12 protein-coding genes and 8 tRNA genes are annotated in these 15286 nt (G+C 43.8%); 8 read left to right on the top strand and 12 right to left on the bottom strand.

Translation table 11 applies throughout. The annotated features are described in order from the left end of the window. Nucleotides 1-3 precede the first annotated feature (3 nt). The 6 genes from ACXAFM_RS15820 to gltX form a co-directional block, all read right to left on the bottom strand. Nucleotides 4-933 (bottom strand): M14 family metallopeptidase, encoded by a 930-nt coding sequence (locus ACXAFM_RS15820; RefSeq protein WP_474830751.1) that lies wholly within the window; start codon nucleotides 931-933, stop codon nucleotides 4-6. 350 nt (nucleotides 934-1283) lie between these two features. Beyond that, nucleotides 1284-1359 (bottom strand) — tRNA-Glu (locus ACXAFM_RS15815). A gap of 152 nt (nucleotides 1360-1511) precedes the next feature. Next, nucleotides 1512-1587 (bottom strand) — tRNA-Glu (locus tag ACXAFM_RS15810). Nucleotides 1588-1744: 157 nt separating this feature from the next. Then, nucleotides 1745-1820: transfer RNA gene (locus ACXAFM_RS15805), tRNA-Glu, on the bottom strand. Nucleotides 1821-1912: 92 nt separating this feature from the next. Then, a tRNA-Ala gene (locus tag ACXAFM_RS15800) sits at nucleotides 1913-1988 on the bottom strand. Nucleotides 1989-2073: 85 nt separating this feature from the next. Further along, nucleotides 2074-3483, bottom strand: a complete 1410-nt coding sequence (gltX, locus tag ACXAFM_RS15795) for a glutamate--tRNA ligase (protein WP_014948924.1) — start codon at nucleotides 3481-3483, stop codon at nucleotides 2074-2076. 793 nt (nucleotides 3484-4276) lie between these two features. Between gltX and ACXAFM_RS15790 the strand changes: the two genes are divergently transcribed. The 5 genes from ACXAFM_RS15790 (at nucleotide 4277) to ACXAFM_RS15770 (ending at nucleotide 6652) form a co-directional block, all read left to right on the top strand. After that, nucleotides 4277-4352 (top strand) — tRNA-Val (locus ACXAFM_RS15790). Nucleotides 4353-4388: 36 nt separating this feature from the next. After that, a tRNA-Val gene (locus ACXAFM_RS15785) sits at nucleotides 4389-4464 on the top strand. 37 nt (nucleotides 4465-4501) lie between these two features. After that, nucleotides 4502-4577: transfer RNA gene (locus ACXAFM_RS15780), tRNA-Val, on the top strand. Nucleotides 4578-4614: 37 nt separating this feature from the next. Continuing rightward, nucleotides 4615-4690, top strand: a tRNA-Val gene (locus ACXAFM_RS15775). 339 nt (nucleotides 4691-5029) lie between these two features. Beyond that, on the top strand, nucleotides 5030-6652 hold the full coding sequence (locus ACXAFM_RS15770; RefSeq protein ID WP_474835184.1) for a response regulator: 1623 nt from the start codon (nucleotides 5030-5032) through the stop codon (nucleotides 6650-6652). Between the two features lie 38 nt (nucleotides 6653-6690). Here ACXAFM_RS15770 and ACXAFM_RS15765 read toward each other — a convergent pair whose 3' ends face one another. Both ACXAFM_RS15765 and moaA read right to left on the bottom strand, forming a co-directional pair. Continuing rightward, nucleotides 6691-7218: a GNAT family N-acetyltransferase gene (locus ACXAFM_RS15765; protein WP_474835182.1), complete on the bottom strand. Its 528-nt coding sequence runs from the start codon at nucleotides 7216-7218 to the stop codon at nucleotides 6691-6693. Nucleotides 7219-7347: 129 nt separating this feature from the next. Further along, nucleotides 7348-8316 (bottom strand): GTP 3',8-cyclase MoaA, encoded by a 969-nt coding sequence (gene moaA / locus ACXAFM_RS15760; RefSeq protein WP_474830745.1) that lies wholly within the window; start codon nucleotides 8314-8316, stop codon nucleotides 7348-7350. A 323-nt stretch (nucleotides 8317-8639) separates the two neighbouring features. Here moaA and ACXAFM_RS15755 point away from each other — a divergent pair, with 323 nt between their 5' ends. From ACXAFM_RS15755 to ACXAFM_RS15745, 3 genes are all read left to right on the top strand, one after another. Then, the gene (locus ACXAFM_RS15755; RefSeq protein ID WP_474835180.1) at nucleotides 8640-10460 is read left to right on the top strand and encodes an ABCB family ABC transporter ATP-binding protein/permease; all 1821 of its coding nucleotides are present in this window, start codon (nucleotides 8640-8642) and stop codon (nucleotides 10458-10460) included. After that, nucleotides 10461-10676, top strand: coding sequence for a DUF3820 family protein (locus ACXAFM_RS15750; RefSeq protein ID WP_136781007.1), 216 nt, complete (start codon nucleotides 10461-10463; stop codon nucleotides 10674-10676). It begins immediately after the preceding gene. 182 nt (nucleotides 10677-10858) lie between these two features. After that, nucleotides 10859-11176, top strand: a complete 318-nt coding sequence (locus tag ACXAFM_RS15745) for a hypothetical protein (protein ID WP_474835178.1) — start codon at nucleotides 10859-10861, stop codon at nucleotides 11174-11176. Nucleotides 11177-11250: 74 nt separating this feature from the next. Here ACXAFM_RS15745 and ACXAFM_RS15740 read toward each other — a convergent pair whose 3' ends face one another. The 4 genes from ACXAFM_RS15740 to ACXAFM_RS15725 all read right to left on the bottom strand — a co-directional run bounded on the left by ACXAFM_RS15740 (nucleotide 11251) and on the right by ACXAFM_RS15725 (nucleotide 15254). Beyond that, nucleotides 11251-12594 carry a class II 3-deoxy-7-phosphoheptulonate synthase gene (locus ACXAFM_RS15740; RefSeq protein ID WP_474835177.1) on the bottom strand — a complete coding sequence of 448 codons (1344 nt, stop codon included), beginning with the start codon at nucleotides 12592-12594 and terminating at the stop codon, nucleotides 11251-11253. Between the two features lie 178 nt (nucleotides 12595-12772). Then, the gene (locus tag ACXAFM_RS15735; RefSeq protein WP_474835175.1) at nucleotides 12773-13726 is read right to left on the bottom strand and encodes an ATP-binding cassette domain-containing protein; all 954 of its coding nucleotides are present in this window, start codon (nucleotides 13724-13726) and stop codon (nucleotides 12773-12775) included. 16 nt (nucleotides 13727-13742) lie between these two features. Then, nucleotides 13743-14720: a FecCD family ABC transporter permease gene (locus ACXAFM_RS15730; RefSeq protein ID WP_474830735.1), complete on the bottom strand. Its 978-nt coding sequence runs from the start codon at nucleotides 14718-14720 to the stop codon at nucleotides 13743-13745. Nucleotides 14721-14777: 57 nt separating this feature from the next. Continuing rightward, nucleotides 14778-15254, bottom strand: coding sequence for a low molecular weight protein-tyrosine-phosphatase (locus ACXAFM_RS15725; protein ID WP_014948910.1), 477 nt, complete (start codon nucleotides 15252-15254; stop codon nucleotides 14778-14780). Nucleotides 15255-15286 lie beyond the last annotated feature (32 nt).

Here is a 15286-nt window from a genome sequence, read left to right as displayed (position 1 = left end):
CATCTAGACGTCTAAACGTTCAAGCGTCCATTTAGAATAATCGAGTGCTGCGCAGATGGCAGCGACCTGAGCGTCGTTACAGTTTTCAGGTGTCGCGTTATCACTATCGGGATAAACTTCCGTTGTTGTAACGTATTTGGCATCTGTCATACCGCCACATAAATACAAAGCCTTTTTGTCATAGCAGACAACACCTTCACTCACTACATCTGCTCCAATAATCTTGCCGCTCTCGTCTGCAGGAGCGATATGCGTCACTTTCTTCACCGCATCGATTACAGCTTTTTGAAACTCTATTTGTGGATTTGGCGTGTTTGCGACCGTATAGAAACCGTCAGGTATATTCCAATTATCATGGGTTACGCCATCCCGTGCGGCCAGCGCAGGTCTGAATTCAGTGTTATCTGTATCGGTAGTTTCGTGTAAATCGATATGAAGCGTTAACGACAACGCTAGATCAGACACTAACTGCATAAGCTGAGCGGATTCTGGTGCCGGAGAGTCGCTGTAAAACGAGCGATTTGGATCTAGTGCCATTGGATTCCATCGATTTATCGTCTCGTAACCCCAAGGGCTTACACATGGCACAACTACAATGTTTATTTGCTCTGCGTACTGAGACAGCTTTGTGTTAATAAACTGAAGTGCACCCTGCACTCCACTCGTTTCATAACCGTGAACTCCACCCGTAACAAGCGCTGTAGGCTTTTTAGTATCAAAGTTATTTGGAACTACTGCATATAACGGATAGCGTTCAGAATCGTATGGGAGAGAACCATACTGCTTTAGTTCAAAGCCTTCAGGAATAATATTGAAAAGTTTATCGAGTACTTCTTCTTGGTAACTTCTTTTCACAGTCTGTTGAGATTTCCACTGCGATTTCTCTTTCTCGTTCCAAGGCTCACCCGGAGTTCCAATTGGATAATTCTGCATATAACACCTCTTTTGTATTTAAAAGATCATAACAGCTCAGCAAGCTAACGTATCTACTCTACAAGAGATTAATCGACAGTTGTGCCATAAGATCTTTACGCTTCGTATCCTAAAAAGTTAGTTGTTCAACTGTATGTTGGCTTAGCTTTGCAAAGGATTAGTTCCCTAGAATAAGCATGAAAGGTTGAGTTAGTTACACTTGGATAGTTATTTGTTAAGGAAGAAAATGTAAGTGACTGTCCATTGGCAATTAAATGCGGCTGGTGGTTGAGGGAGTATAGAAGTGTCTGTCCACAGAGCTTCCGGAGACAAAAACAAAAAAACCAGCCGAATGGCTGGTTTTTTCGATATGGCGTCCCCTAGGGGATTCGAACCCCTGTTACCGCCGTGAAAGGGCGGTGTCCTAGGCCTCTAGACGAAGGGGACTGAAATTTTGCCAGTGAAGACACACTTCACTAAATTTCTGTAAGCTTAAGAATGAAATAAACAATCTTATTCCTTACCGAAACTTTCAGTCAGAAGTTGAAGAGTCAACTCCAGCCTATTTCACAGTTTTAATCGACTGTGACGCGATAAAATGGCGTCCCCTAGGGGATTCGAACCCCTGTTACCGCCGTGAAAGGGCGGTGTCCTAGGCCTCTAGACGAAGGGGACTGAAAATCTTCTGTCGAAAGCACCGCTTTCGAGATTTTCAGTAAGGCAAAGTGAGCTAGCGAACTGAGCGACTTTTCCTTACCGAAACTTTCAGTCAGAAGTTGAATAATCAACTCCAGCCTATTTCACAGTTTTAATCGACTGTGACGCGATAAAATGGCGTCCCCTAGGGGATTCGAACCCCTGTTACCGCCGTGAAAGGGCGGTGTCCTAGGCCTCTAGACGAAGGGGACTGAATTCTTTCTTCGAAACTAAGTTTTCGAATTTTCAGTCCGAAGCTGCGTTAACAACTTCAGCCTATATCAAACCAAATCTCAATGTGACTTGGTGGAGCCAGGCGGGATCGAACCGCCGACCTCCTGCATGCCATGCAGGCGCTCTCCCAGCTGAGCTATGGCCCCATCATGGTACCAGTCATTTTGTGTGACTGTTCCGTGACAGCGGGGCGCATTCTAGGCATCCGCCCCTGTCATGTCAACGCTTTTTTTATGAATTTTCTCTGTTTGCTATAAAAGTAAGCGCTTTGTCGATTCTCTCGCCAATTTTCTCTTTTGAGATAAGATTCAACGTGATATCTAACGACGGTGAATTACCACCACCTGTCACAGCTACACGCAGCGGCATACCTACTTTACCCATGCCCACTTCCAATTCTTCGGCTGTACTGTTTATAGCAGCCTGAATGTTTTCTGGGTTCCACTCTTCAATTGCCATTAATTTATCTTTAGCAAGCTCTAGTGGGCCGCGAGCGACTGGACGAAGATGTTTTTTTGCAGCGTTCGCATCGAAATCTTCATAGTCTTGATAAAAGTAAGTAGAAATCTCAGCCAACTCTTTTAGCGTTTTTACTCTATCAGCCTGAATAGCAATTATAGATTCAAGTGCTGGGCCTGTCGTTAAATCAACATTCAACTCTTCAAAATGCCATTTAGCATGTGAAGCAACTTCACTGGCTGGTAATGTCTTAATGTAGTGTTGATTCAACCAGATTAGCTTTTCTGTGTTAAATGCCGATGCAGATTGCCCAATGGCATCAAGGCTGAATTTCTCAATCATTTCATCAACTGAGAAAATTTCTTGATCACCGTGAGACCACCCCAACCTAACAAGGTAATTAAGCACAGCTTGCGGTAGGAATCCATCATCGCGATATTGCATCACGCTTACAGCGCCATGACGCTTAGATAACTTCTTGCCGTCATCACCCAAAATCATAGAAACGTGAGCATATTCTGGAACAGGTGCACCAAGCGCTTCAAGAATATTGATTTGGCGTGGCGTGTTATTAATATGGTCTTCACCACGAACTACGTGAGTAATACCCATATCCCAATCATCAACAACTACGCAGAAGTTGTAAGTAGGGGTACCGTCAGAGCGCTGAATAATAAGATCGTCTAGCTCAGTATTGCTAATCTCAATTTTTCCACGCACGTGATCATTAATTACCACTTTGCCTTCTAGAGGGTTTTTGAAGCGGATAACAAAAGGCTGACCTTCTGGGTGATCCGTTCTGTCTCTCCACGTACCTGGGTAGCGAGGCTTCTCACCACGTTCTTTTTGCGCTTCACGAATCGCATCTAACTCTTCAGAGCTCATAAAGCATTTATACGCTTTGCCTTCATCCAAAAGCTGCTGAATAAGTTCTTTATATCTATCGAAACGCTCAGTTTGATAAATTGGCCCCGTATCCCACGTTAAACCTAGCCATTGCATTCCGTCTAGAATGGCCTGCTTAGCTTCTTCTGTTGAACGCTCGATATCTGTATCTTCAATGCGAAGAACAAACTCGCCGCCTTTGCTTTTAGCAAGAAGCCAAGAATAAAGCGCAGTTCGTGCGCCGCCAACGTGAAGATAGCCTGTTGGGCTGGGTGCAAATCGTGTAACAACCGACATGGTCACTCTCTATTGTTAATGTATTTCTAAAGTTGGGGGCATTCTACCAGTGTCCGCGCGACTTCAAAAGTAAGATAAGAATAGATGGATAAGAAAGTGGACAGACACTTATTTTCGTTTATTAATTATCCAACAGCTTTTTCAACTGATATGGGCACAACTAATATCCATTTACTACTTGAAAAACAGAAAAGGGACAGACACTTTTTTTGATACTGTGTTTACTTAATGGGTGGGTGTCCAATGAGTAAAGTAGATGTGCTTTGGGGGCACTGACACATTCAGTCCAAAACAAGTTAGTGTGTGTCCAATTTAACTTTCTGAACTTTCTTTATATAAGTGTCTGTCCGGCATGACTTCGTAGATACGAAGAAATAACATAATTACTGGCTGCAGACTTGATCTAGGTAAGGATATCTAGTCCACACTATATTCGAACTAGTGTCTGTCCCTTTACTGTTTTCTTTTCTGTTTTTTTGTGCGCTTCCTTGCATGAGACAAGCGAGTGCCTATTTACTTTGAACTTTGCTAAATTATGAGTGTGTGTCCAATTTAAACTATCCACTTTCACGAATAAGTGTCTGTCCATTTTGAGCATTCACGAATAAGTGTCTGTCCATTTTGAGCATTTTGAGCACTTAAAACGCTGTTCTTTTCATCAATTTAGTTAAGATACGGTCAGAGTGGCTAAATTTCGGGCACACAGTCATTTTTCTTTAATTTTATTGTTGACACTAACGGAACCGACTCTATAATACCGCCCCACTTGCTTAGGCAAGGTTATAGAAAATACGGACGCTTAGCTCAGTTGGGAGAGCATCGCCCTTACAAGGCGAGGGTCACTGGTTCAAGCCCAGTAGCGTCCACCACTTCTTCACGGTGGCTAAATAGTGAAGCAAAAATATGGACGCTTAGCTCAGTTGGGAGAGCATCGCCCTTACAAGGCGAGGGTCACTGGTTCAAGCCCAGTAGCGTCCACCACTTCTTCACCGTGGTTAAACAGTGAAATCATAAAGATGGACGCTTAGCTCAGTTGGGAGAGCATCGCCCTTACAAGGCGAGGGTCACTGGTTCAAGCCCAGTAGCGTCCACCACTTCTTCACCGTGGTTAAACAGTGAAATCATAAAGATGGACGCTTAGCTCAGTTGGGAGAGCATCGCCCTTACAAGGCGAGGGTCACTGGTTCAAGCCCAGTAGCGTCCACCATCCCTTTCAAGTCTTTTTAGAATCAACATCTATATTTTTTATTAACGACAGTTTCACCTTATCTTTATCTCGAAATTTCACAAAGCAACTCATACTCAGTACCAATCAAACCTCTTGAAAAACACGCTACTCAAGCTGCGCGGTTGGTTACTACTTAGCTCTGCCAAGCTTCACTTCCAAAATCGCACCAAGCGCTTAACCACCCTAGTCGCCACGATACTCAAATAGCCATATGGCTACGAATAACCTCAACTGTGCGTTAGCTCGCTGACAAGCTATACTTTAGAGATAATTAACGTGGTATGGTAATGACCATAACGTTCTAAAGGCTATCCTTTAATGAAATTGCACTTAGCTAAAAATACTAAGTTGTTAATTGCTGAAGATCAGGTGCTGGCTAAAAGCCACATGCACTACGCCCTTGAGCAGCTAGGTTTCAGAAACATGGACTATGTTGATAGGCCCTCTAATGCCCTGTCAGCGTTACAAGAACACACTTATGACGCCATCATTTGTTCCTATAATTTACGCTCGGAACAAGGCGGTTATTTTTTACTCGAGCAACTCAATGAGTCTCACTCGCTTCCCCTCACCAGCGCATTTATCTTCACTAGTGCAGACACGTCAGCAGATACTGTTCATGCAATCATTGAACTGCAGCCAGACGAATTCATTGCCAAGCCATTTTCCGTTAACGAATTAGACCGTCGACTTTCTCGCGTTCTAGCGAGAAAAAAAGCCTTCAAAAATGTTTATTCGTTCATGGACAAACAAGACTATGAAAAGGCGCTAGCCGAGGTTGAGTATTTCTTACTGCAACCCGAGAATGCCGAGCACTTTCCTCTTGCAATGAAGATTAAAGGTGATTTGTTTATTATCACAGAGAGATTCCAAGAAGCTATTCCCTTCTTTGAATCAATAATCAACATACAAGATTTTAGCTGGGCAAAAATGGGGATAGCAAAATGTCTGCTTGCACTCGATGAACTGGACGATGCCGAGAGAGAAATCATCCAACTGGCCACACGCCCTGACTCTGCATTAGAAGCATACGACTTACTCACCAAACTTCAGATTAAACAATCATTGTTTGATGATGCTCTTGAATGTACAACACTTGCTTGCAACATTTCTCCTCAGAACATCCCTAGGCATCAGATCGCAATAAACCTTGCGCGTATCACTCACGATTACGAGAGTCAGTTTAACAGTGCGAAGAAAGTCGTGCGCTACGCAAAAAACTCAATCCACGATAAACCAGATATTTATCTAACTGCAGCGAGAGCAGGCGTTGATTTTGCCATGACATCTGAGCCCGAGCACGTAAATAGCATAGTCAAACAAACCAGTGAATTCTTGCGGCAGTTGAAAAGGGCTCATCCTAAAGCGCTATTGAACGATGAACTAACGGTCATCGACGCACGCCTCCACTATTTGAAAGACGATACAGTAAAGGCACAGATGCTCTTGTCAGACTTTCATACCGATCATGCACAACACCACTCTACCGAAGCGCTGCTTGATAGAGCAAAAGCCCTTCACGAAGTGGGGATGAAAAAAGAGTCTCTAGCAATTTTGGACGCCATTTCATCAAGGCACCATGAGGCGAATGACGAACTCAATCTCGTGGCGACCTATTTAAAACAAGAGAAAAAAGAAAAAGAAACCATTTCACTCAGCCCTAAAGTGCTCAATAACACCGCCGTTACACAGTATAAACGAGGTAATTTAGAGCAGTCTTACACAACTTTCGCTCAAGCATTTCAAGTTATGCCCAAAAACCCTTCTATCGCGCTTAATTACCTTCAAGCAATAGTAAGGGCCAGAAAAGCAAACGCGCCTATGCTTCCCAATACTCTCTCGGCCATCAAAAAATGCAGAGAAACACTTGAGTCGGCAGCTTTGTCTGAAGATCAGTATGTTCGCTACGAGAACGTAAAAAGCATTCTAAAAAGCGAATGATAACGTCTGTTATACACTACACTGTTTTACACGATTAATTAATTGCAGTAGACGACAACCGTTTCCTGATAGATTTTGTCTTTATACTCAAGCTCGTGACTAAACGTCATTCCCAGCTTTTTCATAATATTGATAGACGCACTATTTTGCGGGTTTGCAATAGCAGAGAATTTTTCAACACCAATATCATACAGCGCTTCTTTAACAGACTCCGCAGCCTCTGTTGCGTAGCCCTTGCCCCACGTATGGCGCTTAAAACGCCACCCTAATTCCATATTGTCACTTTCAGGGTTTTGTGTGAAAAAACCGAAGGGACGAACTAAAATCCAACCAATGCTTTCTTTTTCAGCTAACGTTTCTACTCGCCACAGTCCCCACCCTAGTGCTTGGTTAGAGTAGGCTTGAAAACGAGGGACAAAAATATCACGGATATCTTCTTTTGAAGACCTCTTACCACCGTTGATAAACTTCATAACAAGCTCGTCTTGGTCGAGCTCCCATAAAAAGTCGGCGTCTTTTTCGGTGATATAGTGGTAGGAAAGGCGCGCACTGTCCTTGATATGCATATACTTCCTTTGTCATTATTATTTTTAATATACTTACATCGCAGAATATAGCTTATTTTTACAACAAACCAAACTTATTCGATGCTTTTTATTCTGGCCTACATCTTCCCTTAACGTAGGAATAGTTTGCTAGCCTCCTAGCATAGCTAGGTGCTTAGTGGCCCCTGTTTTTCCTTCATGTAGATAATGGGTTTCGTGCTTTTGACCCAACACATCTTGTAAAAAAGCGACCACATCATCCACATTACCATTAGCAAGTAGATGTCTCATGTCGATCCCATTTTCGCTAAACAAACATAGATGTAACTTTCCTGGGGCCGAAACACGTAGCCGATTACAGGTTTTACAAAAATCTTTGCTGTAGGGCATGATTAAGCCAATTTTACCAGCATAGTCTGGGTGGTAAAACTCTTGCGCTGGCCCCGCATCTTTCCTACGTAACAAAGGCTGCCAGCCCATTTCTAACAACGTATTCTTTAGCGGCGTACCACTTTGATGTTGCTTATTGAAAAATTGATTTAAATCGCCTGTTTCCATTAACTCAATAAAACGGAGCGTCACAGGCATATCTTTAAGCCAAGCAAGAAACCTATGTAGGCGGCTATCGGAAAAATCATTGAGTAAGACAGAGTTCACTTTCACGTCTAAGCCGGCATCAATTGCTGCATCTAACCCTCGCAGTACAGCTTTAAGCTTGTCTTGTCCTGTTATAGCAGCAAACTGACGGGGATCTAAACTGTCAATACTGACATTTACTTGATGTAACCCAGCTTCTTTCCACTGATGCGCAAACTTTTCCATTCGCGCTCCGTGTGTTGTCATCGCTACACGCTCTATACCCGGTGTATTGCTGGTTAGCTGTAAAATATCAAGAAAGTCTCTTCGCAGCGTTGGTTCGCCGCCTGTTAGACGTACTTTCGACGTACCTAGCTTAGCGAACGCTTGAAGCAAGGTATCAATTTCATTTAATGTCATAAACTGATCGCTTGTTGGGCCTTCATACCCGTCAGGCAAACAGTACTGACAGCGAAAGTTACACGCTTCGGTCACTGACAAACGCAAATAGTGAAACTGTCTACCGAAACTATCTTCTAACAAACCAACTCCTTAATCCTTTGCTGCTTCATGAATCGCTACAGAGATTTTTAGACGTTACAAAACCCAGCAAATTATTGAGTAAATAACAAGGTAACTAAATTAAACTACCTTAGTGTACGCGGGGTGAAATTAAAATTAAACACATTCGTTGCTATAAATAAGACCAATTTAATCTCTAGCCTATTTAAAAACGTATTACAAAAGGCGAGAATAAATAAGCATGGGCAAGCTTGTTCAAATTCTAAAAAAGTGTTTACACCGAATTATTTTCTAAATCTTCCTTCTCTTAATACAGTAAACCAAACAAAAAAGCACATTATAAAATGAGAAAAAACCGCTTTCCTACTAATGTCGACGAACCTGTTAAATGGCACGTTCTCTCACAGCTATGGCCTTATCTTCTCGAGTTTAAGCAACGCGTATTTTTAGCCCTGCTGTGCCTAGTAGCAGCGAAGCTTGCAAGTATTGGCCTGCCCTACGTGCTGAAGTACACTGTTGATAGCTTAAATGGCGATGTAACCACGTTAGCTTTGGCGGTTCCTATTAGTTTGATCGTAGCCTACGGAACGCTGCGCTTGCTGAATGTGTTACTTGGCGAAGTGCGTGATACGCTATTTGGTAGGGTGACTGAGCGTGCCATGCGCCGCCTAGGGCTCAAAGTCTTCAAACATTTGCACAACTTAGACTTGGGCTTTCATTTAAATCGACGCACAGGCGGATTGTCGCGTGATATCGAGCGCGGTACCAACGGCGTTAGTTTTCTCATGCGTTTTATGGTGTTTAATATTGTCCCTACCCTGCTAGAGATCGCCCTTGTAGTCGGCTTGCTCTTATTTCAGTTTGGCGTATCTTTCGCGCTGATAATTGTGCTCAGCGTTGTGGCCTATATTGGTTTTTCGATGAAAGCGACGGATTGGCGCACTCGCTTTGTCACACAAATGAATGAAGCAGATTCAACCACTAACTCCCGAGCTGTAGACAGTCTACTTAATTTTGAAACCGTAAAATACTTTAACAACGAATCGTTTGAAGCCAATCGCTACGACACGGATTTAGCAACATGGGAAAAGGCGCGAAGGAAAAACCGCTTGTCGCTATTTGCACTAAACGGTGGGCAAGCCGCCATCATCGCTATCGCTATGACATCTATGATGGCAAACGCTGCCTTTGGCGTCATGAATGGCGAAATGACCATAGGTGACTTTGTATTGATAAACGCATTCACCATGCAAATTTTTATGCCCTTAAATTTCTTGGGGTTTGTGTACCGTGAAATTCGAGGGAGCCTTGCGAATATCGATAAGTTGTTTGACCTTCTCGCCCAAACTCCGGCCATAAAAGATGCCCACGACGCTACAGAATTAACCTGTGCGAACCCCGCACTGCGATTTAACAATGTTCATTTTGCATACACTGATAATCGACAGATACTTAACGGCTTAAGCTTTAATGTACCGCCAGGCTCAAAAGTAGCGGTAGTGGGTGAAAGCGGCGCGGGAAAATCAACGCTGATGAAACTACTCTTTCGGTTTTATGAGCCTCAACAGGGCAACATCAGCATAGATGGCAAAGACATATCATCGGTTACGCAACAAAGCCTACGTTCACATATCGGTATTGTCCCTCAGGATACAGTACTGTTTAACACTACCTTGCTGGAGAATATTCGCTACGGTAACCCAGATGCCAGCGATGAAGACATTAAACACGTCATCAAACTAGCGCATCTTGAAGCATTTGTAGAAAGCTTACCTGAAAAGCTAGACACAACGGTAGGTGAGCGAGGCCTGAAACTTTCTGGCGGCGAAAAGCAGCGCGTATCTATCGCAAGGGCCTTACTTAAAGGCGCGCCAATCATGATTTTTGATGAAGCCACCAGCTCGTTAGACAGTACGTCAGAACGTGCAATATTAGCGGCCCTTCGCGACGCTGCTAAGGGACACACCAGCTTAGTCATCGCCCATAGACTGTCCACCATTGTAGATGCCGACAAGATCCTTGTACTCAAAAACGGTACCATAGTAGAGGAAGGGACACACACTTATTTACTTGAGCAAGGTGGTGAATACGCAGCACTATGGCAAGCGCAACAGCGTGAAGATGAAGAGCATAACGAAAATACCCAGACCAAAGGTAACCAGTAAATGGATCCAACGCTTATCAAAGCAGCTATTAACCAAGTGATGCCCTTTGGCAAATACGCTGGAAGACGTCTATTTCATTTACCTGAACCTTATTTGGTCTGGTTTCACAAGCAAGGCTTTCCAGAAAACAAGCTTGGTGAACAGCTCGCTTTAATGTATGAAATTAAGCTAAACGGTTTAGAGTCTGTTGTAGAACCCCTGTTAAATGAAGATTGATTTTATTTCGCTTCATGCTCTCAAAACTAGAACTTGATTAACTACCTTTTTCGTTCAAACGACGCCATCTCGCTACATTAAGAGATAGTGTAAAAAAAGTGCGAGAACGTCGCAGATTGCGAAATTACTGTTTCAACAAGCCTATACATTTTATTAATAATAGTAAAAACGCCAGAAGATTTATGTTTGCAAGACCCAGAAAGCAACGTCGACATGACGTGAACCAACGTATTAAAACTATTCACAGTGCGATAGCAGACAAGCTGATGTCTCATCCCGAACTTTTTGAACAAGTTGAACAAACCTTGGAAATGCGTTATCAAAACAAAATGATGCGTTACGGTAGCTACCTGCTTTGGAAGGGGATTATAGAAGCCCGCAATGAGCCTGACGTATTTAAAGCCCTGTTATTAGCCGATGATGAGCGCACCGCTAACTTAAGGCGAGAAACTATTTTCACGGGTATATTGAGCGAGCAAGAAAGAGAACAACTGCTGTAAAAAACGGGCAGCGTTTATTTCGCTGCCCATTTTTGATACCAGTACGATGTGCGTTTAGGGTTTGGTACTATATATTACGCATTACGCAAATGATCAGCCACCAAGAATGCCATTTCAAGTACTTGGTCAGCATTTAAGCGCGGGTCGCATTGCGTTTTGTAGGCTTGCGCTAAGTCTTCATCGCTAATTTTATAAGCACCACCCGTACATTCAGTTACGTGCTGACCGGTCATTTCTAGGTGAATACCACCTGCGTGTGTGCCTTCTGCTTCATGCGCTTGGAAGAACTGTTTAATTTCTTTCAAAATCGCATCGAAATTACGGGTTTTATAACCGCTAGATGCCGAGAACGTGTTGCCGTGCATCGGGTCAGAGCTCCACACTACATGTCTGCCTTCAGCTTTCACTTTACGCAATAAGCGTGGCAAATTGTCGGCTAAATTATCGGCGCCCATACGTGTAATTAGCGTTAAACGACCTGGATCGTTTAGCGGGTTAAGCGCATCAATCAAACGGATAAGCTCGTCTTCTTTCATGCTTGGCCCCACTTTCACACCAATTGGATTGTGAATACCACGGAAAAACTCAACGTGCGCATGGTCAAGTTGACGGGTACGCTCGCCAATCCACACCATGTGAGCCGAACAATCGTAAGGCTTGCCGGTAAGGGTATCGATGCGTGTTAGCGCCTGCTCATAGTTCAACAGCAATGCTTCATGCGACGTAAACAGCGAAGTCTCGTGCAGCGTAGAACTGGTTTGTGCGTTAATACCAATAACATCCATAAACTCAAGGGTATCTTGAATACGGTTGGCCATATCAGAATAACGCTCTTTAAGCGGATTGTTTTCAACGAACGCCATGTTCCAGCGGTTAACTTCATGAAGGTCGGCCAAACCACCTTGTGCGAACGCGCGAAGTAAATTCAGTGTTGATGCACTGCGATGGTAGGCTTCCAACAAACGGTCAGGATCTGGTCGACGGGCCGCTTCGGTAAATTCGAAGTTATTGATGATATCACCACGATAGCTTGGCAAAGTCACGCCACCGCGGGTTTCGAAATCTGATGAGCGCGGCTTGGCGTACTGGCCTGCCATACGGGCAACCTTAGTTACCGGGCAACGACCAGCAAAGGTAAGCACAATGGCCATTTGAAGAATAACTTTAAAGGTATCGCGAATTTTAGGCGCATTAAATTCGTCAAACGACTCAGCACAGTCGCCGCCTTGTAAAAGAAAGCCTTTACCCAAGCTCACTTCACCTAGCTGGCGTCTAAGCTCACGGGCTTCAGCAGCAAATACAAGCGGTGGATAAGAACTTAATGTTTGCTCTACTTCTTTTAAACGTACTTTGTCGTCGTACTCTGGTTGCTGAAGAATAGGTTTATCTCTCCAACTGTCTACTTGCCAATTACTCAACGGTGTTCTCCTGAATAAAAAACGTAGGGCAAACGTTTTACTGAAAATATTTATTGAAGCTAGATGCTTCGAATAAAAAGACTGTAACGCTCTTAACAGTGCGTCTGTAGCGCTTTTTTCTAATCAGTCTAATGTGAAAATGTGAATCTAAAAAAATGCTGGGGGCACTTTACCACATTTATTCTAGGGAAATAGGTGCGCAAACTTGAATTTCTAGAAAGTTATCGTGCTTGCTTATAGCAAAATGGCATTCAAACACACTTTCTAAGTTTGTTTGCGTGGCCACCTCTTGTGGCTTACCGAACGCTACCATGCGACCTTTTTGCATAAGCCATAAACTATCGCAGTAGTTGGCACTAAGCGCGATATCGTGAGACGTCATAAGTAGGGTATTCCCTTTATCGCAAAGGAATTTTACCAAACTAGCCAGTGCATATTGATGCCTTATATCAAGTCCTTGCAATGGTTCGTCTAAAAGCACAACCCCCTCTCCGCGCTCTAACTGCGGCCATATTTGCAAAAGCGAACGACAAATTTCTACTCGCTGACGCTCACCGCCAGAAAGCTGGGTGACAATTTGGTTCAAGAAACCCGATATTTCGAGTGCTTTTTCTAAAACCGGAGGAATTAGTTCATCTTGCTGTGCTGTTGCATAAAAGCTTAGGTATTCTTTTACCGACAAGTGAAAACCACTTTCGCTTTGTTGCGCCAATAAGGTGCGCACACTCGCAAGTGTTGCCAGCGACCAATCGTTCATTGGTTTACCTAGCAGCATGACTGTGCCCTCATCAGCGTCAATAAGGCCCGCAAGAGTAAGCAACAGTGTTGATTTCCCCGCCCCATTTGGCCCTATAATGTGAACGCACTCGCCTTTTTTTGCACGTAAACCTTCCACCGAAAGTCGCGATGCCACTTTTACATTCTGTAAGCTTAAAACGGTATGGCTATCTGCTAGGTTGTGGCTATTCGCTGGGTTGTGGCTATTCGCTGGGCAATTGCTATCAGCATAATCATCTTTACCGCTAACATTTTTCTTAGGGTTAGCGTTGATGGAGTCTTGCTCATCAGCATTTTTTTGTTGATTACTACAAGTACCAGGGCGTTGCTGGGTTCTAAAATTTTTTGTCGTCATTTCATTTGCCCCTCCACTACCCTTTTATTTGACCTTTTGCTAATGCCCAAATTAGTAATGGACCGCCTAAGGTAGCCGTCACCATAGACACCGGAAGCGTTATGGCACGGGTCATTTCAGAGCTTAACGCAACCAGCATCAGCAGACTTGCCCCACTTAATGCACTTAGCGGCAATAAATAGCGATTATTATGCCCGATGATCAAGCGCAAAATATGCGGTACTAATAAACCCACAAAAGCAATAGATCCCGCCATGGAAACCGCAGTGCCTACAGCAATAGCGCAGGCAATGAGTGCGCGCTCAGTGAGTTTTTCCACATCCACACCACTGCTTTTTGCTGCAAGTTCACCGGCATAGAGTTTGTTTAAATCGCCAGCGAAATAAAGCTGTAATGCGACAGCAACAGCGATTAATGGGCCGCCCACTGACAAAATTAACCAGTTAGTTTGGTACAAACTACCCATTAACCAGAAAGTAAGATTGCGCAGGGCATTAGCGTCGCTGAACATGTAAAGCCACGCTATAACGGCGCCGCTAAGAGTAGAGATCGCAATACCAGCTAGAATAACAGCCGTAGAGGAGCCCAGCAGTTTTCTTGCTAAGCGGTAGATAATAAATGTAGATAACAACGCACCAATAAAACATCCCATAGGCAGCAAATAGTGTAGGTACGCTGCAGCCCATTGTGGGGTTAGCAGTAGCAAAAGCGCAGCAACCAAGCTTGCGCCACTCGTAATGCCGATAATTCCCGGGTCTGCCAAAGGGTTTCGCAGCACTACTTGCAAGGTAGCGCCACTTGCAGACAGTGCAGCTCCTACTAAACACGCAGTAAGAATAAGCGGTATTTGAAGCTGAACAATAATATGCTGTTTTAGTTCAGCCGCCGTATCAGACAGCCCTGTCACGCTAACAATACCTACCACACCAATGATGAGTGACAAAAGTACTGTTATTACAACCAAAGTGACGGCGGTGCGTTTAGTTCCTGTCATTGTCAATATGGGTTCTCAACGTGGGCTTTCGAGATGATTTATCAATATGACTTGCGTTTATTGTTGTTGGGTTTGTTTAATATGCGCAATCAAACCGTCCGACGCTTCTTCGATAAGATCCAACACCAGCTCAAAGCCGCGCTTGCCGCCATAATAAGGATCAGGTACTTCCTTATCGTCTGCATTTGCAAAATCAAGAAACAACTTAATTTTATCGTGATATTGGCTTGGCGACATACCGTGCAAATTAGCAAGGTTGCTGTTATCCATGGCAAGAATGAAATCAAATCGTTCAAAGTCGCTTTCATCCACACGTCGGCATTTTAGCCCTTTGAAACTGTAGCCTCGTTCTACGCCTGCGGCTTGCGAACGCTTATCGGGCGGGTTACCAATGTGATAGCCGTGGGTTCCCGCTGAGTCAATTTCAATATTTAATCCGGCTTGTGCAGCCTTGTGTTTGAACACGGCTTCTGCGGTTGGAGAACGACAAATATTACCCAAACACACAAACAACACCGATGTAGATTGTTTCATTCAAATTCCTATTTCAACACAGTGACGGAGCG

It is taken from the genome of Alteromonas sp. ABD4_190, from assembly GCF_056160105.1.
Note: the sequence above shows the minus strand (reverse complement) of the source record. Positions and strands in the feature narration are given on the sequence as shown.

What these genes read in the sequence shown, in the direction of transcription:
- ACXAFM_RS15725 (WP_014948910.1), bottom strand. Translation starts at nt 15,254, where the DNA reads ATGAAACAATCTACATCGGTGTTGTTTGTGTGTTTGGGTAATATTTGT.
- ACXAFM_RS15770 (WP_474835184.1), top strand. Translation starts at nt 5,030, where the DNA reads ATGAAATTGCACTTAGCTAAAAATACTAAGTTGTTAATTGCTGAAGAT.
- ACXAFM_RS15745 (WP_474835178.1), top strand. Translation starts at nt 10,859, where the DNA reads ATGTTTGCAAGACCCAGAAAGCAACGTCGACATGACGTGAACCAACGT.
- ACXAFM_RS15730 (WP_474830735.1), bottom strand. Translation starts at nt 14,720, where the DNA reads ATGACAGGAACTAAACGCACCGCCGTCACTTTGGTTGTAATAACAGTA.
- ACXAFM_RS15750 (WP_136781007.1), top strand. Translation starts at nt 10,461, where the DNA reads ATGGATCCAACGCTTATCAAAGCAGCTATTAACCAAGTGATGCCCTTT.
- ACXAFM_RS15765 (WP_474835182.1), bottom strand. Translation starts at nt 7,218, where the DNA reads ATGCATATCAAGGACAGTGCGCGCCTTTCCTACCACTATATCACCGAA.
- ACXAFM_RS15755 (WP_474835180.1), top strand. Translation starts at nt 8,640, where the DNA reads ATGAGAAAAAACCGCTTTCCTACTAATGTCGACGAACCTGTTAAATGG.
- gltX (WP_014948924.1), bottom strand. Translation starts at nt 3,483, where the DNA reads ATGTCGGTTGTTACACGATTTGCACCCAGCCCAACAGGCTATCTTCAC.
- ACXAFM_RS15820 (WP_474830751.1), bottom strand. Translation starts at nt 933, where the DNA reads ATGCAGAATTATCCAATTGGAACTCCGGGTGAGCCTTGGAACGAGAAA.
- ACXAFM_RS15735 (WP_474835175.1), bottom strand. Translation starts at nt 13,726, where the DNA reads ATGACGACAAAAAATTTTAGAACCCAGCAACGCCCTGGTACTTGTAGT.